Annotated in this window: 21 protein-coding genes and 1 pseudogene; 13 read left to right on the top strand and 9 right to left on the bottom strand. The window is 62.6% G+C overall.

The annotated features are described in order from the left end of the window. Positions 1-5: 5 nt before the first annotated feature. Positions 6-989, bottom strand: a complete 984-nt coding sequence (locus tag LDP01_RS20155; protein WP_224094882.1) for a LacI family DNA-binding transcriptional regulator — start codon at positions 987-989, stop codon at positions 6-8. Positions 990-1,454: 465 nt separating this feature from the next. Here LDP01_RS20155 and LDP01_RS20150 point away from each other — a divergent pair, with 465 nt between their 5' ends. From LDP01_RS20150 to LDP01_RS20135, 4 genes are all read left to right on the top strand, one after another. After that, entirely contained in the window at positions 1,455-2,102 is a 648-nt protein-coding gene (locus LDP01_RS20150) for a hypothetical protein (RefSeq protein ID WP_224094880.1), read from the top strand. Positions 2,103-2,205: 103 nt separating this feature from the next. Continuing rightward, positions 2,206-2,421, top strand: coding sequence for a hypothetical protein (locus LDP01_RS20145; protein WP_224094878.1), 216 nt, complete (start codon positions 2,206-2,208; stop codon positions 2,419-2,421). Between the two features lie 101 nt (positions 2,422-2,522). After that, the gene (locus tag LDP01_RS20140; RefSeq protein WP_224094877.1) at positions 2,523-3,698 is read left to right on the top strand and encodes a Gfo/Idh/MocA family oxidoreductase; all 1,176 of its coding nucleotides are present in this window, start codon (positions 2,523-2,525) and stop codon (positions 3,696-3,698) included. Then, the gene (locus LDP01_RS20135; RefSeq protein WP_224094876.1) at positions 3,695-4,489 is read left to right on the top strand and encodes a TIM barrel protein; all 795 of its coding nucleotides are present in this window, start codon (positions 3,695-3,697) and stop codon (positions 4,487-4,489) included. Before LDP01_RS20140 ends, LDP01_RS20135 begins: the two co-directional genes overlap by 4 nt. A 38-nt stretch (positions 4,490-4,527) precedes the next feature. Here the strand turns inward: LDP01_RS20135 and LDP01_RS20130 are convergent, their stop codons facing one another. Then, positions 4,528-5,409, bottom strand: a complete 882-nt coding sequence (locus LDP01_RS20130) for an EamA family transporter (RefSeq protein WP_224094875.1) — start codon at positions 5,407-5,409, stop codon at positions 4,528-4,530. A gap of 86 nt (positions 5,410-5,495) precedes the next feature. Here LDP01_RS20130 and LDP01_RS20125 point away from each other — a divergent pair, with 86 nt between their 5' ends. Then, on the top strand, positions 5,496-6,344 hold the full coding sequence (locus LDP01_RS20125) for a LysR family transcriptional regulator (protein ID WP_224094874.1): 849 nt from the start codon (positions 5,496-5,498) through the stop codon (positions 6,342-6,344). A gap of 31 nt (positions 6,345-6,375) precedes the next feature. Here the strand turns inward: LDP01_RS20125 and LDP01_RS20120 are convergent, their stop codons facing one another. Then, entirely contained in the window at positions 6,376-7,176 is an 801-nt protein-coding gene (locus LDP01_RS20120; RefSeq protein ID WP_224094873.1) for an IclR family transcriptional regulator, read from the bottom strand. 121 nt (positions 7,177-7,297) lie between these two features. Here LDP01_RS20120 and LDP01_RS20115 point away from each other — a divergent pair, with 121 nt between their 5' ends. From LDP01_RS20115 to LDP01_RS20080, 8 genes and pseudogenes are all read left to right on the top strand, one after another. Further along, positions 7,298-7,798 carry a tripartite tricarboxylate transporter TctB family protein gene (locus LDP01_RS20115; RefSeq protein WP_224094872.1) on the top strand — a complete coding sequence of 167 codons (501 nt, stop codon included), beginning with the start codon at positions 7,298-7,300 and terminating at the stop codon, positions 7,796-7,798. Positions 7,799-7,801: 3 nt separating this feature from the next. After that, on the top strand, positions 7,802-9,304 hold the full coding sequence (locus tag LDP01_RS20110; protein WP_224094871.1) for a tripartite tricarboxylate transporter permease: 1,503 nt from the start codon (positions 7,802-7,804) through the stop codon (positions 9,302-9,304). Between the two features lie 50 nt (positions 9,305-9,354). Beyond that, on the top strand, positions 9,355-10,353 hold the full coding sequence (locus LDP01_RS20105; RefSeq protein ID WP_224094869.1) for a tripartite tricarboxylate transporter substrate binding protein: 999 nt from the start codon (positions 9,355-9,357) through the stop codon (positions 10,351-10,353). A 34-nt stretch (positions 10,354-10,387) separates the two neighbouring features. Continuing rightward, positions 10,388-11,021 (top strand): annotated as a pseudogene (locus LDP01_RS20100) (RraA family protein). Positions 11,022-11,036: 15 nt separating this feature from the next. Beyond that, complete coding sequence (locus tag LDP01_RS20095) at positions 11,037-11,828, top strand: NAD(P)-dependent oxidoreductase (RefSeq protein ID WP_224094867.1); 792 nt, start codon at positions 11,037-11,039, stop codon at positions 11,826-11,828. A 75-nt stretch (positions 11,829-11,903) separates the two neighbouring features. After that, a complete protein-coding gene (locus LDP01_RS20090; RefSeq protein WP_224094866.1) occupies positions 11,904-13,241 on the top strand; it encodes a TRAP transporter large permease subunit in 1,338 nt (445 codons plus the stop codon). 12 nt (positions 13,242-13,253) lie between these two features. Then, complete coding sequence (locus LDP01_RS20085) at positions 13,254-13,499, top strand: hypothetical protein (protein WP_224094865.1); 246 nt, start codon at positions 13,254-13,256, stop codon at positions 13,497-13,499. A gap of 2 nt (positions 13,500-13,501) precedes the next feature. Then, a complete protein-coding gene (locus tag LDP01_RS20080) occupies positions 13,502-14,482 on the top strand; it encodes a cyclase family protein (protein WP_527249112.1) in 981 nt (326 codons plus the stop codon). A 35-nt stretch (positions 14,483-14,517) separates the two neighbouring features. On the opposite strand, the gene LDP01_RS20075 is transcribed toward LDP01_RS20080, so the two are convergent. The 6 genes from LDP01_RS20075 to LDP01_RS20050 all read right to left on the bottom strand — a co-directional run bounded on the left by LDP01_RS20075 (position 14,518) and on the right by LDP01_RS20050 (position 22,208). Beyond that, positions 14,518-16,137, bottom strand: a complete 1,620-nt coding sequence (locus LDP01_RS20075; RefSeq protein WP_224094863.1) for an ATP-binding cassette domain-containing protein — start codon at positions 16,135-16,137, stop codon at positions 14,518-14,520. Beyond that, positions 16,130-16,975 (bottom strand): ABC transporter permease, encoded by an 846-nt coding sequence (locus tag LDP01_RS20070; RefSeq protein WP_224094862.1) that lies wholly within the window; start codon positions 16,973-16,975, stop codon positions 16,130-16,132. Before LDP01_RS20070 ends, LDP01_RS20075 begins: the two co-directional genes overlap by 8 nt. Then, the gene (locus LDP01_RS20065; RefSeq protein WP_224094861.1) at positions 16,959-17,900 is read right to left on the bottom strand and encodes an ABC transporter permease; all 942 of its coding nucleotides are present in this window, start codon (positions 17,898-17,900) and stop codon (positions 16,959-16,961) included. Before LDP01_RS20065 ends, LDP01_RS20070 begins: the two co-directional genes overlap by 17 nt. Positions 17,901-17,933: 33 nt before the next feature. Further along, a complete protein-coding gene (locus tag LDP01_RS20060) occupies positions 17,934-19,481 on the bottom strand; it encodes an ABC transporter substrate-binding protein (protein WP_224094860.1) in 1,548 nt (515 codons plus the stop codon). 131 nt (positions 19,482-19,612) lie between these two features. Beyond that, positions 19,613-20,653 (bottom strand): NAD(P)-dependent alcohol dehydrogenase, encoded by a 1,041-nt coding sequence (locus LDP01_RS20055; RefSeq protein ID WP_224094859.1) that lies wholly within the window; start codon positions 20,651-20,653, stop codon positions 19,613-19,615. 40 nt (positions 20,654-20,693) lie between these two features. Next, entirely contained in the window at positions 20,694-22,208 is a 1,515-nt protein-coding gene (locus LDP01_RS20050) for a CoA-acylating methylmalonate-semialdehyde dehydrogenase (protein ID WP_224094858.1), read from the bottom strand. Between the last annotated feature and the right edge of the window lie 9 nt (positions 22,209-22,217).

The raw sequence follows: 22,217 nt of genomic DNA, 5'->3' as shown, positions 1-22,217 counted from the left end.
GCGGGCTATTTTGGGGCGGGCCCGGTGGTGTTGCGGATAACGAGGTGCGGTGTCCGCACAAGGTGGGCAGGCGGCGTCGAGCCTTCCAGCCGATCGATGGCACGGTCGACGGCGGCCCGCGCAAGGAGCGGGGCGTCCTGGCTCACGGAGGACAACTGGACGTAGCTAAGGCGGGCGAACTGGCTGTCGTCGTAACCGAGGACGGACACATCCTCAGGAACCCTGAGGCCAGCTGCCCGGAAGCTTTCCCAGATGCCCAGAGCGCAGCGATCGTTGAAGGCAAGGACGGCGGTGGGCAGGTCCTCCAGAAGCTCCCGACCAGCCCGGAGGCCGTCTTCTTCGGTGGCGCCACCGGGAATCACCCGGGATTCCAGCCCCCGGCCAGCCATCTCTGCCCGGAATGCGTCGCGGCGTTGCGGACTCGAAACAGCGTCCCCACCGTCTACGTGGGCAATTCTCTGATGCCCCAGCGAGGTGAGATATTCCACTGCGATGCGGATACCGGCGTCGTCATCGCTGCTGACCGAGTCCAGGGATTCGCCGACGTCGTCGCGGAGCAGGCTGACCACAGGGAGCCTTGCGGCATAACCGGCCAGCTCGTCCTCCCCCAGCGCTGGAGAAATCATGATCAGGGCTTCACAACCCAGGTCCAGGAGAGACTCGACGGCACGCGATTCCGGCCGGCCGTTGGCCACTGCGCTTAGCGCGATATCGTAGCCGCGCTCAGTTGCTCCGGCGTAAGCGGCATCGACGATTTCGGCGTGGAACGGGTGCGACGTGGAAAAGCTGACACCGAGCAGCCTCGTCCTGCTGCTGCGGAGAAGACGCGCACGGCTATCGGGACGGTAGCCGAGTTCCTTGGCCGCTTGCTGGACTTTAAGCCGCGTGGCTTCAGAGGCTCCAGGAGCGTCCCGCATCACGATGGAAACGAGCGCACGGGAAACCCCTGCCGCTTCAGCGACGTCCATCAGTGTGGGACGCTTTCCCATCGTGGCCCTCCTTCGCCCGCAGCCAGTCTATAGAACGATCTAAGACACAAACGGCGCAAAGGAATCCTCCCCCGGACATGCGGCCGGTCGCGACTCAGACGACCGACCGCACTAGCCCGGTATCGCAGTGACGGCGCCCCGGGTGGGCCCCAGAACCCACCACATCCATCACTGCCAACTCAGCGTTGTCCGCGGACATGCGCCGAAAAGGGCAACGGCACATTACGCGGTACAACGACTTGGGCACTGGATATGTGCTTTGGCCTGCGGAAACGTGACGCGAGGTTTTGCAATAATCTTCAGCGTTCCCCGATCGGCGTCCTCCGGGCAACATTCGCCCGCCGTATTCCGGCGAGCGCTCTGGCTGTTTTCCACAAGACCTGTTTAATGACCCCATGAGCACAGTGGATCCCGTCGCCCTCCGGAAACTGCGCGCCAACAAGCGCCCCGGCCCCGCTTGCCGTGGTGCTGACGCTTGCCTTCCAGTTCGTCGCTGGATTGGCGGCCGGCTTTGGCTGGCCCCACATCGCAGCCTTCGAGTCGGAGGAGCCTCCCGGCCCGGCACTGGCCGCCATCATCTCCAGCATCCCCCTGATTGTCCTGAGCTCCATCGCCTGGACAGCCATCGTGATGAAGCACCGCAAACTTGGGCTCACTTTGGGCGGAGCGCTGATGTGGCTTGGTGCGGCAACCGGTGTGGCGGTGGCCGCGGTCGGTCTCGAATACCCTGCCATCCTGACGTGGATAGGCGTGGGCTGCCTCGTCGTGTCCCTGTTTCTTGTGCTCCTTGGGGTGATGGCAGCGCAGAAAAGGCGGCTTGTTTCCGAACGTGAGGCCGGTGTCATGAGCACAGGCATCATGACGTCCGCGAGAGTCAGCGACAAAGGCTATGTGGCGTTCCGCGACAGCGCCCGGATCCTCACCACGGTGACATTTACCTTTCACGACTCAAGTGGCGTCCAACGATGGGTGCAGCGTCCCCTCTTGATCAATGCCGCTGATCCCGTGATTGATGGTCAGGAGACCATGCTCTGGTACGACCCCTCGGACCCCGGCAATGACAAGAAGATTGTGGTGAAACTGGCCCAGGACATGCCCCTGCGGGCTTCGTGATCCTGCAGCCCTGAACGTGTTGCCGCAACGGCGACATTTTTCTTCTCCTCACCGCACTTAAAGGGTGTTCGAACGAGCAACCGATGCGCGTCAGGAGCCACACATGAACACCCTCAACCAGGTATCGGCAATATCGGCCGTCCTACCGCTTGCCGATAGCACCGACATCCACCTCCTGTTCATGGCCGGCCTGGTTTTCCTCACTGGCATTGTTGGCGTTGGCAGCGTCCTGCTGCTCCTTTTGCTGACCCCGCTCATCAGGCTGGCCTTCGGGCGTCATCTTCCCCATGCACGTGCCCGGCGGAACGATGCCATCTAACCAGGCACAAGAGGCATCTAGAACGATCTAGACGGCAGCGCCCCGAACATGCAACCATTGGTTCACTAGAACGATCTAGACGCGTGAATCGAGGAACAACAATGACGTATCTTCAGCACCCGGTCATCGAGGACCGGCCTGTCCGCATCGCTGTAATCGGCGCCGGCTGGATCGGCAAATTCCATGCCGAATCCATCGCCCGGAGGATTCCCAACACCCGGTTGGAAGCCATTGCTGATCCGGTCCTGCCAGCCCTGGAAACGTTGGCAAGCCGCCTCGGCGTCACCAAAATCAGCACCGATGTTGCCGACGTCCTCGCCGATCCCGATGTGGACGCCGTACTTATCGCCACTCCCCTGCGGTTCCATTCCGAACTGATAACCGCTGCCGCCAAAGCCGGTAAGGACGTGTTCTGCGAGAAGCCTGGCGGACGGACCATCGCCGAACTCGACTCCGCCATTGAAGCGGCGGCAAGTGCCGGCGTCGTGCTCCGTTTCGGTTTCAACCGCCGCTACTCCACGGATTTCGCCGCCGCCCGGAAGCTGATCGACGACGGTGCCGTCGGAGTCCCGCAGCTGCTCCGCTCCCTCACCCGCGATCCCGGCACCGAAGCCGGCATCAGCAACCCGGAGAGGATCGCCCCCGGCACCATCTTCCTGGAAACCCTGATCCACGATTTCGACACCCTGAACTGGCTGAATCCGGGCGCCGTCCCCGTGAAAGTCCATGCAGTCGCAGATGCTTTGATTGCTCCCGAGGCCAAGGCCGGCGGCCTCCTGGACACTGCGGTCGTCACTGTCACGTACAGCAACGGCGCCATCGCTGTAGCCGAAGCCAACTTCAACGCCCTGTACGGTTACGACGTCCGCGGCGAAGTGTTTGGCTCTGCCGGCATGGTCACCGCAGGCAGCCCACAGGCCACCAACGCCACCAGCCACACAGCCGCCGGCATTGGCTCGGACACCACCCGCCTGAACATCGATCTCTTCCACGATGCCTATACGGCAGAGCTGGCCCACTTCGCGGACGACGTCGCCGCACGCCGCGGGCGAGCAAGTGAACGCACGACGCCGGCAAACCCGCCCGCCGCTGTAGCTGCCCCCGGTGGCGTGGATGCGCGCAACGCCTTGGCGGTTGCCCTGGCCGCTTTCACGTCAGCCCGGACGGGGCTTCCCGTTGATGTTTCCTCGATTGCCGACCTTCGTCCAGCCGAAACGCATCCAACAGCACAGCTTCAGGCGGCAGTACAGCTTCAGGCCGTAGGGCACGGAGCATGAGCTTCCGCCTGGCGGTCTGCGCCGAGATGGTCTACGGCGAGCTGCCATTAATCGATCGGGTACGCCGCATTCATGATCAAGGTTTCGAGGTGGAGCTTTGGGACACCCGCGGCCGGGACATCCGGACCCTCGCCGCAACCGGCGCCACGTTCTCCTCCATGAGCGGCTACTTCGGCGGCAGCGTCATTGATCCTGCCACCGCGCATGAAGTCCTGGCCTCCGCAGAGAAGCTGATCCCCACGGCACTGGAGCTGGGCGTCGAACGCATGGTGGTTCACCCTGGCGAACTCGGTGAAGGCGGACGGGCTGTCCGCCCGCTCCAGCGGTCTACCGGTGAGATGTGGCTGACCGGCCTGCGAACCTTGGAACAGCTGGCTGGACTGGGCCAAAAGCACGGCATCGTGTTTGCCCTGGAAAACCTGAATACCATCCTGGACCACCCCGGCATTCCCTTGGCACGCGCCAAGGACACACACGCCTTGGTCAAGGCCGTCAACCATCCCAACGTGAAGATGATGCTGGACCTTTACCACGCACAGATCGGTGAAGGGAACCTTATTGAGCTGGTGCGCTCAGCCCAGCCCTTTACGGGTGAGATCCAGGTTGCCGACGTGCCGGGCCGTTTCGAACCAGGGACCGGCGAGATCAACTACCCGTCCATCGCCAAAGCACTCCGCGACGCCGGGTACACGGGTGTGATTGGCATGGAGGCCAATGCAATCGGCGGCCAGGGCATCCAGGCGGGCGACGCAGCGTTGGCAGCCTTCCGCGCGGCGTTCTCTCCCAACTGAGTCGCAGCTGAGCGCGTTTAGACGGCTCTAAACGCGCTCTAATGCGACTCAGTTGGGTCCTGCTCCCGCAGCAGCAGCACCCCGGCATTGGCGGCGACGATCAGCCCGATTCCCACCCACTGCCCCGCGGCCAGGTCCTGGTGCAGGATCACGGCGCCAATGACCGCGGCAAACACAGGGTTGATGCTCATGAGCACGCCGAACATGTTCGCGGGGACCCGCCTAAGCGCGATCAGATCAGCCACGTAAGGCAGCACGGATGCGAAGATTCCGGCCGCCACGGCGCAGAGAACGGCCAGGCCGTCCAGTGGTTGACTGATGAAAACCACGACGGCGACAGGCAGGAACAGAGTCGCCGACACTCCTGTTGCGGCTGCTGTGCCCTGGATGCCCTGCACTCTTTGGCCGACAGTCCGGTTCAGGAGGATGTAGGCGGCCCAGCTGCAAGCGGCGATGAGCCCCAAGCCGATCCCTACGACGTCCATGGATGCCTCGGGCCGGGTGATGGCCAGGATACCGAATGCAGCGACCACAGCGCAGACCGCACCGCTTTTTCGTCGCGAGCTGATCAAGGCCACAGCCAGGGGCCCAAGGAACTCAAGGGTGACGGCAAGTCCAAGCCCGATCCGTTGGATGGACGCATACAGGCCGAGATTCATGGTGCCGAACGAGACTGCGAGCAGAAGGACGGGCCACCATTGCCGCCAGCGCAATTCCCTCAACCGCGGCCTGACGATAGGCAAGAGAACTGCAGCCGCCACGAGCTGGCGCACCGCCACCACACCTACAGGTCCCATGACCGGAAAGGCGAATGATGCCGTTGCGGCGCCAAGTTGGTTGGAAAGTGCGCTGGCCAGTAGCGTCGCCGCACCCCCGGCCTTCCGGGACGGCTTTACTCCAATTGCCCTCGTATCGATCATGGTGAAATTCTGCGCTCGGGCAACGTATCCGCTAAATGCATGAACGATGCTATTTATGCGGTGGGCGCATGAATAGGATGGGCGGTATGGACGTCGAGGTGAGGCAATTGCGCTGCCTTCTGGCAGTAGTCGAGGAGGGTACATTCACAGACGCAGCTATTGAACTGGGAATGTCCCAAGCTGCCGTTTCACGCAACATCTCCGGGCTCGAACAAGTTCTCGGGGTACGGCTGCTGGAACGGACCACCCGCAGCGTCGGCCTGACCCCCTCCGGCGAGCGCGTCGTGGCCAAGGCGCGGCGGATCCTCTCACTTCTGGGCGACCTCGAAAGGGAGGCCAGGTCCGGTACTGGAAAGGTCCGGATCGGCTATGCGTGGTCCGCTTTAGGCGCGCACACCATGGAGTTCCAGCGCCGATGGGCGGTGGTAATACCTGGTGTGGAGTTGCAGCTCCTGCACTCCAATTCCCCTACCGGCGGCCTGGCAGATGGAACCACCGACTTCGCTATCCTTCGACGCCTTCCGGATGCGGCCGGCGTCGAACATGTCCGGATTGGTGAGGAGAAGCGGTACTGTGCCATGTCCTCGGACGATCCGCTGGCCTCACGGCGTTCTGTGACCCTGGCGCAGGTAGCCCAGCGACCCGTGGCCATGGACTTGCGGACCGGAAGCACCACGCTTGAGCTATGGCCGAAGGAGGGGCAGCCGGACATCGTGCCCATTAATGATGTGGACGATTGGCTGACGACGATTGGCAGCGGGGCGGCTCGCGGGATGACTGCCGAGTCCACGGCCCACCAGTATCGACGTCGGGGCATCATCTATCGTCCGGTCCGTGACGTTGCGTCCGTGCCCGTGTACCTCGCGTGGTCCGCCAAGGATCCACCTCAGGAGCGCGAACGGATTGTGGAACTGTTGACGGGGCTGTATGCGTGATGAGTGTTAGCAGTCGTGGCGAAACCTTGAGCTAGTACACGGAGCCCATCAGGAGCTCCGAAAGGCGCCCTGCCGCGCGCCGAAGTTCCGGAACACTGGCCTTCAGGTCTGATTCGCTCGCCGATTCCACCGGGCTGGTCAGGGCAATGCATTCACTGGGGCGGCCGGTCCTGTTCGGAACTGCAACCGCAACGGACAACACGCCCGTGGCACGCTCGTCAGCCGAATAGGCGAAGTCCTCGCCAACCGCGGGGAGCCGGGACCGCAATTCGTCGGCCGTGAACCCACGGGGCTCATGCCCGGATGTCGAGGCCGCCAGCGCGACTTGCTCCAGTTCCTCCGGGGAAGCGGAAGCCAGAAGGATCTTACCGGCGGCACCCACCGTCAAGGGAAGCCGCTTACCCAGGGGGAGGTCGTACCGGAGCGGCGAGTCACCATCCACCCTGGCCACTAGAATGCGCTCAAAGCCCAGGCGTGTGTAGAGGGACGCAGTGCGAGCCGTCTGTGTGGCGACTTGCTGAAGTATCGGCCGCGCCGCCACTACCAACGGATCATTCTCAAGGAAACTCCGTGCTGCCGGGAGAACTGCGGGCCCGACGCGGTAGGTCTTGTCCGTCTGGCTGACCATGCCGAAGTCCTGGAGAACGCGAAGGATCCTCAGCGTCGTGGGCAGGCTCATGCCGCACGTCCTTGCGAGGTCACTCAATCGCTGTGGCCGCTCGGCACGCTGCAGCTCGGCAAACACCTCCAGGGCCCTTGAAAGCGAACGCATGTTCGCGGCCTTGGGTCCGTCCTCCACAGGACTGGCTGAGTGGGTTGAGCTCACGGTCATTGTTTCATTCTATGTAAGTTTCTTGCGCTTGACATCACATGTGGCTCCTGTCACTATTTCTTCAGACGCAATATTCTTTCATTCTATGAAATGAAGTAACACGCAACGTAAGAAGGAATCCATGACAACGGAGTCAGTTATTGCCAAACCCCAGCGAACCCGCGTTTCACCCACCGTCTTGGCTGGTATCGGCGCTTTCGTGGTGGTTGGCGTCTTCGTCCTGGTTAGCTCCATCGGCCTCGGTCTCTGGACTTCGCTGGGGCCCGGCCCCGGGATGTTCCCGTTCGCCATGGGCGGTCTGCTGGTTGCAATGTCCGCACTCTGGCTCGTTCAAGAACTGCGCGAGCCAAGCGAAACCGCGTCAGGAGTGGATCGCGGCCTGGTTCTGGCAGTCGTCATCAGCCTGGCGGTTCTCGCGGCGGTGATGGACCTGATCGGCTTCCAGCTGAGCATGTTTATTTTCCTCATGTACCACCTAAAAATTCGCGGCGGCCGCGGGTGGGTGTCCGCGCTGATCATCTCAGCGGCTGGCAGCTTCGGCGCGTTCTATGCCTTCAACTACGGGCTCAACGTGGCCCTGCCCACCGCCGGAATTTCCGTCCTGAACTCGATCGGACTCTGACCCGTGGATACCCTCAACGAACTCGCCAACGGTTTCGCTTCTGCATTGACCTGGCAGAACTTGATCTTCGCCTTCCTTGGCTGCCTTCTCGGCACCATCATCGGCGTCCTGCCCGGCATCGGCCCCGTAGCCGGTGTCGCCTTGCTCATCCCGCTCACCATGAACCTCGATGCCACCGGCGCAATCATCATGCTGTGTGCCATCTTCTACGGCACGGCCTACGGCGGAACCATCACCAGTGTTCTGCTGAACACACCAGGTGAGGCGGCCTCAGCGATCACCACTATCGACGGCTACGCCATGACAAAGATCGGCAAGGCAGGAGCCGCGCTCACCATCGCAGCCGTCGGGTCATTTGTGGGCGGAACCATCGCAACACTGGGCCTGGTGGCAGCAGCAAAACCCCTGGGCGAACTTGGCCTGCTGGTTGGTCCGCCGGAGTTCTTCGCCTTGATGGTAGTCGGCATCTCGCTATTGGTCGCTTTGGCCGGCAAGTCCATGGTGAAGGCCCTTATCTCCGGAGCCTTGGGCCTGCTGATCTCCATGGTGGGCATCGACCCTGTGGCGGGCGCACCCCGCTTCACCTTCGGCTCGGACAACCTGCTGGACGGTGTGAGCTTCGTTGCGGTGATCGTTGGCGTGTTCGGACTCTCCGAAATTCTGTCCTACCGTAAAGATTCCAAAGCCGCCGCCGTTCATGCACCGGGTATGCGGTCCTTGCTCCCCACACGGACCGAATGGCGCAGGAGCGCCCCGTCCATGGCCCGTGGAACCGGTATTGGATTCGGGCTCGGCCTGATCCCCGGCATGACGGGCTCGGTGTCCTCACTACTTGCCTACGGCGCCGAGAAGAAATTCTCCAAGCACCGCGACCAGCTGGGGAAGGGTGCCATCGAGGGCGTCGCTGGCCCCGAAACGGCCAACAACGCCCATGCCAACGCTGCCCTGATCCCGCTCTTTACCCTTGGCATTCCCGCCTCGCCCACTATCGCTGTGCTGATGGGCGCCTTCCTTCAGCAGGGCCTGACCCCTGGGCCCACCCTGTTCACGGAACACTCGGAAATTGCGTGGGCGATCATCGCCAGCCTCTTCATCGGCAACGTGCTGCTTCTGCTTCTGAACGTTCCGCTTGTTGGCCTGTGGACATCCATCCTCCGGGTCCCCGCGCCCATCCTTACGGCTTTGATCCTGCTCTTTATGGTCATCGGTGCCTACACCATCAACTTCAACGTCTTTGATGTGTTCGTCATGATCGGATTTGGCCTGCTGGGCCTGGCACTGCGGCATCTGGATATCCCGCTGGCACCCATGGTCCTGACCCTGGTGCTGGGTCCGCTGATGGAGCGGTCACTTCGCGAGTCATTGGAAATCTCGCAAGGAGACTTCGGCATCTTCATCAATCGCCCCATCTCCGTGGTCCTTATCGGCATCGGTGTCCTCATCGTCCTAAGCCCCCTTCTTAAGCTCCGTAAGCCCAAAGCGCTCAACGAAGATCCTGAAACGTAAAACCACTTCATCACCCGCCCCCTGAACCGCCCCTTCAAAGGAGAAGAACCATGCCACGCACCCACATCGTTGCAGCATTCGCTGCAGCAGCCCTCATTGGCCTTACCGGCTGCGGCGCCAACGCCGGAGCCGCTAACAACACCGCTGATTTCCCCAAAAAGGGAAAGTCCATCGAACTCATAGTCGCTTTCTCTTCTGGTGGAGCAGTAGACACCGCCGCGCGTTTGGTGCAACCGATCCTTGAAAAGGAACTCGGCACCAACGTTGAAGTCATCAACAAGCCAGGTGCAGGCGGACAGATAGGCTACACACAACTGACCAGCGCCAAGCCCGACGGCTACACCATCGGCGCCACCGGATCACCCTCCGTTGTTGTGTCGCCCCTCGACCCCGCCCGCGGCGCGAAGTACACACGAGCAAGCTTCCAACCTCTCGGACGCCAGGTGATCGACCCAACCGTCATCGCCGTGCAGCCCGACAGCCCCTTCAAGACCCTGAAGGATCTTCTCGACGCCGCCAAGGCCAACCCGAAGTCCATGACGGCAAGCACCACCGGGCTTCAGACCGGCGAGCACTTCGCCTTGGCGCAATTGCAGGAAACCACGGGGGCCGAGTTTGCTCCTGTGCACTTCTCCGAAGGCGCTTCACAGGCCACCACAGCGTTTCTCGGGAAGCATGTAGACATCCTGGTCGCCAACGTTAGCGACGTAACGGACCTCTCGAAGCAAGGCAAGGCACGTGTACTGGGTGTCATGACTGATGAGCGCGCGCCGTCGCTTCCTGATGTGCCAACTTTCAAAGAATCCGGCTACGAGCTGACGGCCGGCACCGTCCGCGGCTACTCCGCACCGGCCGGACTGCCTGAGGCCGTAGCAACCAAGCTCGAGGCTGCAATCCAAAAGGCCATCGAGGATCCCACCGTGGTCAAGAAGATGGCGGACCTCGGGCTGCAGACCAGCTACTTGTCCGGCAAGGACTACGGGGACTTCTGGGCAAGCCAGGAAGAGGACTTCAAAAAAGTCCTTCCCCTCGTACAGAAGACTGACTGATTTCCTGCCAACACCATCACGGAAGACACCCATCATGACAACTCCTGTCCTTGAAGACATCGACGCCGATTTTCCCCGCCCCGGGCGGGATGTGCTCGAACGCCTTGCCAAGCTGCCTGCCGCGAACATAGGTGACGCAATGGACCGCCTTGGGGTCGCAGACTCGGCCATTCAGGCCATTTGGCCAGGTGCCCGCATCGCAGGGCCCGCATTCACTGTTTGGACCCGCCCCGGAGACAACCAAGGGATACACCGCGCCTTGCAGCTTGCCCGGGCCGGGCGACGTCATCGTTGTCGCCGGCGGTGGCGACGAATCACGCGCACTGTTGGGTGAACTCATCGGAGAACGCGCGATCAACCTCGGCATCGCCGGGTTCGCCTTGGACGGGGCCGCACGGGATGCTGAAACACTCGGCGAGATTGGAATGCCGGTCTTCGCCCGGGCAACCACCCCCGCAGGTCCCTACAAGAACGGCCCTTCCCGATTGGGCACGCCCATCTCCTTCGGCGGAGTTCCCGTCATGCCCGGAGACATCATCATCGGCGACTCAGACGGCGTGGTGATCATCCCACGGGAACAGGCAATGAACGTCGCCGAGGCTGCCGAGGCAGTGTTCGCCGACGAATCCAACCGTAGGGCCGCCATCATCGCGGACCGGACCAAGTAGGGAAGCAAGAAGATCATGACAGCATGCACCGTCATAGGCCTCGGTGAGGCCGGGGCCACATACGCAGCCGCCCTCGTCGCCGCCGGCCACACCGTGACCGGGTTCGATCCCGTCGCGCCTGGCACCCCCTCCGGTGTCATCCGGGCCGCCACGGCGGCAGCCGCCTGCGCGAACGCGGACATAGTTCTTGTCCTCACCGGAGCCGCAGCGGCCCGGGCCGTGGCCCAGGAGTGCCTACCCGTCTTGCCGACCGGAAGTTGCTATGCAGACTTCACGTCCTCCTCACCACATGTCATGCGGGAGCTCGGACAGCTGGCGGGTGGGGCTCTTTTCGCAGACGTCGCCATCCTTGGCCCTGTGCCCACCCAAGGCGCAAAGACGCCGTTGATGGTCAGCGGACCTGGATCCAGTGGGGTGGCCGGGCTGCTCGCTCCACTTGGTGCCGACGTCGAAATTGCCGACGGCGGGCCCGGGGCAGCCATGGCCCACAAGCTGCTCCGCAGCGTCTTGATGAAAGGGCTGGCTTCCGTGGTGGTTGAGGCTGTCACTGCAGGAAAGGCTGCCGGTCTTGAAGACTGGATCCGCGGGCAGATCGCGCGGCAGCTGGCCGGGGATGGCCAGGCAGTCATCGATCGGTTCCTCACCGGGACGGCCAAGCACGCACAGCGGCGCTCCAAGGAAATGCAGGACACTGCAGACTACCTGTCGTCGGACCTCCACGTTCCGGCAGAGATGACCACTGCGTCGGCGGCAGCCCTCCGCCGAATGGCATCCGAGCCGGTGGAAACTGCACCAGCCTTGCGCTGATGCAGTCATCGGGAAGAATCAGGACAGGACTATGGTGAACCGCTCACCAACAGAAATTCCAACAGGAGCAGGATAATGATCGGCATCTGGGCACTCGGCGCCTACCTGGCCGTCATCCTGCTCTGGACCACCCTCATCAAGCGCAGCGTCGGCGAAGCCATGATCATCGGCTTTCTGGTGGTGCTTCCCTTCACGGGTTCTGCCGCTTTGCAGATCGGCTGGGCGTCACTCTACTCGGCTGCGACCGACGAGATCGTCTATGCCACCATGGCCTTCGTTTTCATGGGCTACCTGCTGGACAAGACCGGGGTTCTGGACCGGCTCATCGATCTTCTGAATTCCTTGATCGGCGGAGTCAAAGGCGGCCCGGCATGGGTCTCCACGGTGGCCTCCGCCGGCCTTGGAGGAGTGGTCCACAATCAGGCAGCCATCGCGGCCACCGTTGGTTCGGTGACCATCCCCTGGATGGAAAAGTCAAAGCTGGACAAGCCCTCCGCCGCAACGTTGGTGGCTGGCAATGCAGGAATGGGCATCACGTTTCCGTTCAGCGCCTCGATGTTCGTCCTGGTGGGGTCAGCAACTGTAGGACCTCTGTTGAACATCAATGATCTTGTGCTGCCCTTATTGTTCGGAGGCCTATGGTGCTTCCTGCACCGGCTGATTGTCACATGGCTACTAATCCGCAAGAGCGGGATGGCTCCGCTGGACTCCGCACACAGGCTGACGGTCAGGACCGCGTTCGGCCAAGGATGGGCTACCTTGCTGCTGTTCGTTGTGGTGGCCATACCGTTGATCATTACCTCCGGTGCCATCGCCACCGCGTTGTCTCAATGGAGTGGTGACGACATCACAAAATCGGTCAGCGTCATCGTCTGGATTCCAGTAGTTCTCATCATCACCGGAGCCCTCCTCGGCTGGAAGCGCCTACCGCGTGGTGGCCGCGGCTGGTGGCAGCTCCTGGAGAACTCCGCACCAAGGTTCGGCGTTGTCGGAATCACGGTGGTATTCGCCTTTGCCGGGGCCAATGCCCTCGCAGCAACGGGCCTCCCCAAGCAGATGACCAGCCTGCTGAACCAGATGAACCTGCCGGTGTGGCTGCTCGCGATTCTTATTGGCCTGATCGTGATCGCGGTTGCCGCGCCGCTGTCAGCAACGGCCACTATGGCCGCCGTCGGGACTGTGGGTGTTGCCACGCTGGTAGCCGCCGGCGTTCCAGCCACGACTGCCGCTGTTGCCGTCCTTGTGTTCTCGTCGTGTGAAGCTGCAGTCCCGCCGGGAGGTGCCCCGCTGTACGTTGCCTGCGGCATCGCTGACGTCAATCCGATCAAGACGTTCGGCCGATTGCTCACGCACTACGCACTCCCGTTGTTAGGCATCGGCGTCCTGATCATCCTCGGCATCCTGCCGATCTAAGGAGGCGTACCCATGAAGAAGGTCATCCAGGCCATTTTTGTCCTCTCACTGGCAGCGCTGCTTCTGGGCGGAGTCGTGTTCGTGACAGCCCAGGGCGTTGCCCTTGTTGCAGGGCAAGGTGAATGGCTGGCGTTAGTCAACGATTTCTTGAAGGACCCGATGTGCGTCGCGGCTTCCGTCTGTGCGATCGCAGGCTTTCTCCTCAGTTACAAACCCCATCAGAAGCAAGACCAGCCGCAGGAGGCACGAACACGGTGACCATCTCCAAAGCTGGAACCTACCCGACATTCGCCGATCTGCTTCAGCGGGAGGGAACACTGGCGGGCACCTCGTGGGGACTGTTTCCCGACGCAACCCGCGGTACGCCGTCCTTCATCACTCCTCAAAGCCTCCTGGCAGCGCGTGCCTGCATCCAGGCCGGAATTGCCTTCGGCCTGGACTATCCCGCAGATGCTTTCGACCCAGGGATGTCCGTCAAGCGCAAAGCGCCGCACCATACGATCTACTCATCACATCCGGCGCACCGGGACGACTATTTGGATGGCTACTACCTTCAAGGTTCCACCCAGATCGACGGTCTGAGGCACCGGAGGGCAGACGACGTCGGCTTCTACAACGGCACCCCGGATGACCATGTGAAGGCAGGTTTCCCGACCCTTGGAGTACAGGAATGGGCCGAAGAACCGATCGTTGGCCGAGGTGTCCTTATTGACCTCGACGGACATCGAAGAACCCAAGGCTCACCGATAGACCATGAGAACGGGGAACCCCTGCCCTTGGAACTGATCGAATCAGCGTTGGACGCGCAGAAGGTCAGCCTCCGACGAGGCGACATCCTGATGCTCCACACTGGCTGGTGCGAATGGTTCCTGGGTTTGGACGTTGAAGAAAAGCACCGGATGCGCGAAAGCCGCCGCGCCTCAGGCGTGGCTCAGTCCCAACAGTTTGTGGCATGGGCCTGGGACAACCAGCTTGCGGTTGTGGCGGCTGACAACTTTGCGTTCGAGTGCCTGCCGGCCGTCCCCGGCAGTCCCTTCAAGCACACCGCACCGAACGATCACGGCATGATGCACCAGCAACTGCTTGCAAAACTCGGCATGCCCCTGGGTGAATTGTGGAAGCTGGGCCCACTCTGCCGGCACATGCGCACAGCAGGGTCGTGGGAGGCGTTGGTGAGCATCAAACCGCTCAATATCGTCGGCGCAACGGGATCACCTGCCAACGCCACGGCGTTGGTCTAACAAGGGACCTGCCAGCTCGCCGCGCGCATCTTTTCCTAGCTCGCCGCGCGCATCTTCTTAAGGTGGAGCCCCCGGCAGGGAATCGCTGCGGACACCAGATCCCGGCTGTGCTCGTGCTGGGGCTCGGCGAAGAATTTGTGGGTGTCGGTAAGTTCCACCAGGCGGCCCTGGAAGAGCACGGCCACGCGTTGGCACATGTGCCGCACGACGTCCATGTCGTGGGTGATGATCATCAATGACAATCCGCGGTCCCTGTGCAGGCGTTGCAGCAGGTCAAGAATGGTTCGCTGGGTTAGTGCGTCCAGCGCCGAGGTGGCTTCGTCGCAGATGAGAATCTTGGGTTCCAACAGGAGCGCCCGGGCAATCGTGACGCGCTGCAGTTGCCCACCGGAGCATTGTCCAGGGCGCCTGTCCAGTAGGCACGGTTCCAGTTCTACTTCCTTCATGGCGTCGTGAAGGCGCTGTGACCGCTCGGCGGACGAGAGCCCCATGTTGCGGCGGAGGGGAGCCTCAAGGCTGGCGCGGAGCGTCATTCGGGGGTCGAAGGAATCGTGGGGTTCCTGGAAAACCAGCTGCACGGCGGTTGGCGGACTGGCCTCGCCTGCCGCCAGGGTACGGGCGATGCTGCCGCCGCTGATCCCTTCCAGCCCGACGATTGCCCTTGCGAGGGTGCTTTTCCCGGACCCGGATTGGCCGAGCACACCAAGGATCTCGCCCCGTTTGAGGTCGAGCGAAACGGAGTTCAAAGCTGGGCGGTCCACGTTGCCGCGGCCGAAGCGCTTCCGGGCCCCGAAGCGTTTGACGACGTTCGTCAGGGTCAGCACGCTACGGCCCTCCGGGGTGACGTCCGTGATGCTGGTGGGCAACAGGTTTGATGCGTCCAGGAGCTTCCGTGTGTAGGCAGTTTTGGGGTTGCCTAGAACTGCTTCCGTGGTGCCGGATTCCACGATCTTCCCGGCGTCCATCACCAGGACCCGGTCCGCAAAGGCTGCCACGGAAGCCAGGTTGTGCGTGATGTAGAGAATGCCGAGCCCACGCTGCCTGCGCTCACGGTCCAGCAATTCCAGGATCTGGCTTTCCAGCACCTTGTCCAGTGCGGAGGTGGGCTCGTCTGCCAGCAGGATTTCGGGTTGGCCGGCCAACGCCATCGCGGTCATTGCCCGTTGTGCCATTCCACCGGAAAGCTGGTGCGGGTAGGCCCGTGCGCCCCATTCCGGATCTTCGAAGCCCACTTCGGCGAGCAGCTCAAGTACTTTCCGGTCCGCCGGTTTGCCACCCAGGCCACCGTGCAGCTTCAGGGGTTCCTTGAGGTGCTTGCGGATGGTCTTGTTCGGGTTGAACATCCTCTTGGGTTGCTGGAACAGCATGCCCAGCCGGCCCCCGCGGATGCGGTTTAGCTCTGTTTCCGGCGCCTGCGTTACATCCAGCGGGCCCAGCCGGATGGAGCCCGATTCAATCCGCAGCGGCTCCGGCAGCAACTGCAGGACGGACTTGGCGGTCATCGTCTTTCCCGAGCCCGAGCCTCCCACGAGGGCAACAAACTCGCCCGGCCGGACCGTCAGGCTGACGCCGGACAGGATTGGTGGCTCTGGCAGGACATGAGGCTGTGCGGCCGTGCTGCGGACGGTCAGATCCTCGATGATGAGCTCAGGCATGCTGGCCCTCCACTACAAGGACATCCACGGGATCCGCTGCCCGGCGGGAGGCCCGTTGGCCAATCAGGGTGACGCAGAGAGCCACCAGGAAGATGGCAAGTCCGGGGGCGATGATCCCCCACGGAGCCCGTTCAGCGTACGGTTGGGCCGCTGCCACCATGGAGCCCCAGTCGGATTGCGGCGGTTGGACGCCCAGCCCAAGGTAGGACAACGCTCCGACGCTGATCAGGAGCTGCCCGAACCGCAGCGTCGCCTGTCCCAGCATCGGCGCTGCCAGGTGCGGAAGGATGTGGCGGAAAATAATGAACGACGGCGAACAGCCCACCACGCGCGCCGCTTCAACGAATCCGCGTGCAGAGACGTCATAGGCAAGCGTTCGCGCAAGCCGGGCGAACGGCGTCCACCCCGTGACCGTGAGCGCCACGAGCAACGATGAGAATCCGGTACCCATCGCAGCCACGATAAACAGTGCCACCACCATCTCCGGCAAGGCGAGCAGGACATCATTCGTACGCGTGAAGAACTCGTCCAGCCAGCCTTTGCGGCGCGCACTCAGCACGCCGATCACCAGGCCGACGAGTCCAGTCAGCACCGTGGCCAGTGCCGCCACCACCAAGGAGAAGCGGCCGCCGTCGAGCAATCTGCTGAGGGTGTCCCGCCCAAGGTGGTCCGTTCCCAGCCAATGAGTGGCGCTCGGCGATGCAAGGCGCGCGGCAAGGTCCTGGTCGTCCGGCGGGAACGGTGTCAGCCATGGCGCGGCCGCTACAGCGGCTACCACCAGGGCGAGAACGACGACGGCGGCCTTGTCTACCGCTGAGAGGTTACGCAAGGGCGCCACTCACCTTAGGGCTGAGGATCCGATGGAGGAAGTCGGCGAGGGTGGTGATTGCTACGGCCAATGCAACGACCACGACAACACCGCCCTGCGCCAGGGGAATGTCGCTGTTCACCACGGCGTCGTACAGGAGCCGTCCCATGCCCGGAATCGCGAAAATGACCTCCACAATGACCGAACCTCCCAGGAGACCGGCGTACCATACGGCGAAAAGAGTGGACAACGGGACCAACCCGTTGGGAATGACGTGCCGCATGACGGTCTGGGCGTGACTGAGACCGCGGGCCCTGGCGGCTTGTATGTGCTCTGCTTCCAAAGCATCGATCATGCCGGAGCGCACCGCTGAGGTGAAGAAGCTGATGGGTCGCAGGGCGAGGGTTACCGCCGGCAGGACTATGGATGATGTGGTGTTCCAGCCGGCTGACGGCAGCAAGGACAGTTTGAGGGCGAATACCAGGACCAGGAGCGGTGCCAGCCAGTATTCGGGCATGGCGATGAAGGACTGGGTAATGGTGGTGATCAGTTTGTCGGCCTTGCCACCTTGCTTCAGTCCTGCGACGATCCCCAACGGCAGCGAAACCATGACCGCTATGCCCAGCGCCACGATCACCAGGCTGAGGGTGATGCCGAGAGCGGGCATTACCTGGTCAACAACGGGCGTACGGCTGATGTGCGATAGCCCCATGTCGCCGCTGAAGAAATCTCCGAGCCAGCGGAAGTACTGGACAGGGAGTGGATCATGGAGGCCAAGGCTTTGGCCGAGGGCCTGGACGGTGGAATCGTCCACAACATCCCCGGCCACCCGCGAGCGGATGATCTTGCGGACAGGATCGCCCGGGGTGACATAGGGGATGAGGAAAACAGCGAAAGACGACAGCAGGACGGCGGCCACGAGGGTCGCCGTCCGCTTCGCAAGGAACATGATCATGCGGGGGTTTGGTTCGTTGGGCCCGGCTCGCTGCTAGGAGCCGGACTTTGCGGTCTGGGCTGTCAGGACGTAACGGGACAGCGGGTCCTGAACGTAGGAGAGGACGTTGCTGCGGATGGCGTCAGTTGCTTGTTCGTTGACCAGCCAGAGGTTCACGGCCTGGTCATCCAGGATCTGGCCGGCCTTGGCATACAGCTTGTAGCGTTCCTCGGTGTTGGACGTCCGGGCCGCTTCGGCAATGGTGGAGTCGTACTCCTCGTTGCAGAAGTGGCTGAGGTTGTAGCTGCCCTTGCACGTGTAATCCGCGGTGAGGAAGCCGATCGGATCTGCGATATCTATCAGCCTGTTCCGTTGGCTGAGGATCATGTCATAGTTGCCGGCCAGAACATCAGGCTCAGCGGAGGCGTATTCCTTGGCCTGGATAGTGACTGGGACACCAATGCTCTTCAGGTTGTCCTGAATCACGGTGGCGACGTCGGCGAATTCCGACCGTTCGACGATGGCAATGATCTCCAAGGGCCTGTCCGCGGTGTATCCAGCATCAGCGAGGAGCTTCTTTGCTTCCTCAATGTTCTGCTTCGGCGCGCTTGCTTTGCCTGTTGCCCACGGTTCGGAGGGTGCGAATGGTCCCGCTGCCGGGAGGGCTGCGCCCTCGTAGACGCTGGCCGCCAGGGCATCAAGATCCAGCGCAGACCGCAGTGCCTTGCGGAAGTCGACGTTGTTGAAGGGAGCACGTCCGTTGTTCATGTAGAGCGTCGCCGTGCGGGGCGAGTTGGCTTTGAGAACAGAAACCTCGGGCGCGTTCTTAAGCGTGGAGAGCCCCGAGGCAGGGATTGAAAGGGAGATGTCAGCTTCACCGGTTTGGACCTGGGCTGCCCGGGTTGCGCCGTTGGTGATGAAGCGGACTTCGGCTCCAGCGAGTTGCACCTCGCCGCCCCAGTAGTTCTTGTTGCGGTCCAGCGTCAGGGACTGCTTGGCCTTCTCGGACACGGGAACGAACGGCCCGGTGCAGTGACCGAAGGGGTCCACGGTGGCGCCCTGGTAAGCAGCCGGCGACAGGATGCCGGTGTTGACGCTGGCAAGCCGGTACGGCACCAGCGGGCTCTCCGCAGGAGCTGTCACACGAACTGTTTTGGCATCCATGGCCTGGACACCGCTGACAATGCCCGGGTTGAATGCCCGGGCAGGGACCTTGGCCTTGAGAACGGCGTTAAGGGCCGCAGCCACCGACTCGGCAGTGAGGTCGGTTCCGTCCTGGAACTTAACGCCCTGGCGAAGGGTGAAGTCCCACTCAAGGGGTGAGACCTGCTTCCATTCGGTTGCAAGGAACGGAACCACCTTGCCCTCGGCGGAGTCGTACTTGGTCAGCGTCTCCAGGCACCCGGACAGAGACAGGATGTACGCGGAGTCGGATTCCAGCGCCCAGTTGGCAACGGGTGCACGGAAGTTGTCCACCACAATGCGCTGATTGGTATCCGCGACCTTCCCGGCGGTACCCGTCTGGGCCCCGCTCAGGCCACAACCCGTTAGGGCAAGGAGGGCCACAAGACCTAGGGCTGCGAATCGGCTGAGTTTGCGCAATGGAACCGCCTGTTAAGTGTGCCCGGGGAAGCACAGAGGAAATTGAAGACTATTTAGGTTAGCCTTACCTCTTTATTTCCGCGAAATGGCGTTCTTGGCGTCCGTAATAATTTGCCCTTCAGCAGGGTGCCTCAGAACGTTGTGGCGTCGATGACGAAGCGGTAGCGGACATCGCTGGCGAGTACGCGTTCGAATGCTTCGTTGATCTGGTTTGCGTGTATGACTTCCACGTCTGCTCCGAGGCCGTGGGCGGCGCAGAAGTCCAGCATTTCCTGTGTTTGGCGGATTCCGCCCATTCTTGAGCCGCTGAGGTTGCGTCGGAATTCCACCAGCGACCACGCGCGCTGGCTCAACGGTTTGGAGGGCAGCCCCACGAGGACCATGGTGCCGTCCAAGGCAAGCAAGGACAGATACGCATCCACGTCGATGTCCGCGGAGACGGTGTTGATGATCAGGTCCAGCTGGCCCTTCAGGTATTCGAAGGTGGCGGGTTCAGATGTTGCGTAGTAGCTGGTGGCGCCGAGCCTGACGGCGTCCTCCTGCTTCTTCAGCGATTGGCTGAGTACCGTGACTTCGGCTCCCAAGGCCGCGGCGATCTTCACCCCCATATGGCCCAGACCGCCCATGCCTATGATGGCCACGCGCTTGCCTGGCCCGGCTTTCCAGTTACGCAGCGGCGCATACATGGTGATTCCCGCACACAACAGCGGGGCCGCGTCCTGGAGGGGCAGGCCATCGGGAATCCGGAGGACGTAGTTCTCATCCACGACGATTCCTGTGCTGTAACCGCCCGCGGTGGGCTGCCCGTCACGGCCGAAAGAGTTGTACGTGCTCGTTGCACCTTGCAGGCAGTACTGTTCCTCCCCTGCCCGGCAATTGACGCATTCCCTGCAGGAATCAACGAAACAGCCCACCCCCACCCGGTCCCCTACGGCATGGCGGGTGACTTTTGGACCGACGGCTTCCACCACTCCGACGATCTCGTGGCCCACCACCAGGGGGTAGTTGCTGGCCCAGTCTCCGCGCGCGGCGTGGATGTCGGAGTGGCAGATTCCGGTGTACTTGATGGAAATCAGCACATCGAAATCGCCGGGATCGCGCCGCTGCACCGTGCCGGGAGTGAGTGCCGAGGCAGCAGACGAGGCCACATAGGCCTTCACGGTAGTAGGCATGTCATCCTTCTTTCGGCAGTTGGCCCCCGGAACGCGGCTGTTAGTTGGAGGGGAAGTTGTAGGAGGCGCCGGAGGCGTGGGTGGGTTCGGGCCAGCGGGAGGTGATGACTTTGCCGCGGGTGTAGAAGGAGACGCCTTCGGGGCCGTAGATGTGCTTGTCGCCGAAGAGGGAGTTCTTCCAGCCGCCGAAGGAGTGGTAGGCCACCGGGACGGGCAGGGGCACGTTGATGCCCACCATCCCGACCGTGACCGAGCGCTGGAACTTGCGGGCGTTCGCACCGGAGGAGGTGAAGATCGCGGTGCCGTTGCCGTACGGGTTGGCGTTGATCAGCGCGATGCCTTCCTCCAGGTCGGCGACGCGGACCACCACCAGGACGGGTCCAAAGATTTCCTCGGTGTAGGCGCTCATTTCGGTCTTGACGTGGTCGATCACGGTGGGGCCGACCCAGAACCCTTCTTCGTGGCCCGGGACCACCAGGTCACGGCCGTCCACCACCATCGCCGCACCGGCGGTTTCGGCCTCGGTGACGATCCTGACGATGCGTTCCTTCGAGGCCGGGGTGATGACCGGGCCCATCTCCGCGCCGGGTTCGGTACCGTTGCCGACCTTCACCGCCAGGGCACGTTCCTGAACCTTCTTCACCAGCAACTCCGCAGCGTCCCCCACAGCCACGGCAACCGAGATCGCCATGCACCGCTCCCCCGCGGAACCAAACGCGGCAGCGGCGAGGTGGTCCGCGGCGTTGTCCAGATCGGCGTCGGGCATCACGATGGCGTGGTTCTTCGCACCGCCCAGGGCCTGGACCCTTTTGCCGTGCTTGGTGGCGGTCTCATGGACGTACTGGGCGATCGGGGTGGAACCCACAAAGGAGATGCCGTCCACGTCCGGGTGGGTCAGCAGGCCGTCTACGGTTTCCTTGCCGCCGTGCAGGACCTGGAACACCCCATCGGGCAACCCGGCCTGCTTCCACAGCCTGGCCAGCAGCATCGGCGCGGACGGGTCACGCTCGGAGGGTTTGAGGATGAACGCGTTGCCGGTGGCGATGGCCATCGGGGCCATCCACAGCGGCACCATCACCGGGAAGTTGAACGGCGTGATACCGGCAACGACGCCCAGGGGCTCGCGGAAGGAAAACACGTCGATTCCGGTGGAGACCTGGTCCGAGTAGTCACCCTTGAGCAGCTGCGGGATGCCACAGGCGAACTCGATCACTTCCAGGCCACGGCCGATCTCACCCTTGGCGTCGGAGAGGACCTTCCCGTGCTCGGCCGTGATCAGCTCAGCAAGTTCATCCACATGGGCCGCGACCAGCTCACGGAATTTGAACAACACCGCCGTGCGCTTCGCCAGGGAAATATCACCCCAAGACTCCGCAGCTTTCTTCGCAGCAGCCACCGCAGTGTTCAGGTCAGCCTCGTTCGCCAGGCGCAACTCAGCCGTGACCTGCCCGGTCGCCGGGTTGTATACCGGCTGGGTGCGGTCGCCCTCGCCCGTGGACTCGGCGCCGTCGATGAAATGGTTGATCTGGGTGAGCGTCGTCGTTGAGGTGCTCATGGCAAAGTT

Origin of the sequence: Arthrobacter sp. StoSoilB13 (genome assembly GCF_019977255.1) — a bacterium.
Lineage (GTDB): Bacteria > Actinomycetota > Actinomycetes > Actinomycetales > Micrococcaceae > Arthrobacter.
Note: the sequence above shows the minus strand (reverse complement) of the source record. Positions and strands in the feature narration are given on the sequence as shown.

Bases quoted from the DNA above. Each gene is read 5' to 3' on its own strand.
- LDP01_RS20090 (WP_224094866.1), top strand. From the start codon at position 11,904: ATGATCGGCATCTGGGCACTCGGCGCCTACCTGGCCGTCATCCTGCTC.
- LDP01_RS20065 (WP_224094861.1), bottom strand. From the start codon at position 17,900: ATGATCATGTTCCTTGCGAAGCGGACGGCGACCCTCGTGGCCGCCGTC.
- LDP01_RS20120 (WP_224094873.1), bottom strand. From the start codon at position 7,176: ATGACCGTGAGCTCAACCCACTCAGCCAGTCCTGTGGAGGACGGACCC.
- LDP01_RS20140 (WP_224094877.1), top strand. From the start codon at position 2,523: ATGACGTATCTTCAGCACCCGGTCATCGAGGACCGGCCTGTCCGCATC.
- LDP01_RS20115 (WP_224094872.1), top strand. From the start codon at position 7,298: ATGACAACGGAGTCAGTTATTGCCAAACCCCAGCGAACCCGCGTTTCA.
- LDP01_RS20145 (WP_224094878.1), top strand. From the start codon at position 2,206: ATGAACACCCTCAACCAGGTATCGGCAATATCGGCCGTCCTACCGCTT.
- LDP01_RS20085 (WP_224094865.1), top strand. From the start codon at position 13,254: ATGAAGAAGGTCATCCAGGCCATTTTTGTCCTCTCACTGGCAGCGCTG.
- LDP01_RS20105 (WP_224094869.1), top strand. From the start codon at position 9,355: ATGCCACGCACCCACATCGTTGCAGCATTCGCTGCAGCAGCCCTCATT.
- LDP01_RS20130 (WP_224094875.1), bottom strand. From the start codon at position 5,409: ATGATCGATACGAGGGCAATTGGAGTAAAGCCGTCCCGGAAGGCCGGG.
- LDP01_RS20125 (WP_224094874.1), top strand. From the start codon at position 5,496: ATGGACGTCGAGGTGAGGCAATTGCGCTGCCTTCTGGCAGTAGTCGAG.
- LDP01_RS20050 (WP_224094858.1), bottom strand. From the start codon at position 22,208: ATGAGCACCTCAACGACGACGCTCACCCAGATCAACCATTTCATCGAC.
- LDP01_RS20055 (WP_224094859.1), bottom strand. From the start codon at position 20,653: ATGCCTACTACCGTGAAGGCCTATGTGGCCTCGTCTGCTGCCTCGGCA.
- LDP01_RS20135 (WP_224094876.1), top strand. From the start codon at position 3,695: ATGAGCTTCCGCCTGGCGGTCTGCGCCGAGATGGTCTACGGCGAGCTG.
- LDP01_RS20095 (WP_224094867.1), top strand. From the start codon at position 11,037: ATGACAGCATGCACCGTCATAGGCCTCGGTGAGGCCGGGGCCACATAC.
- LDP01_RS20075 (WP_224094863.1), bottom strand. From the start codon at position 16,137: ATGCCTGAGCTCATCATCGAGGATCTGACCGTCCGCAGCACGGCCGCA.
- LDP01_RS20155 (WP_224094882.1), bottom strand. From the start codon at position 989: ATGGGAAAGCGTCCCACACTGATGGACGTCGCTGAAGCGGCAGGGGTT.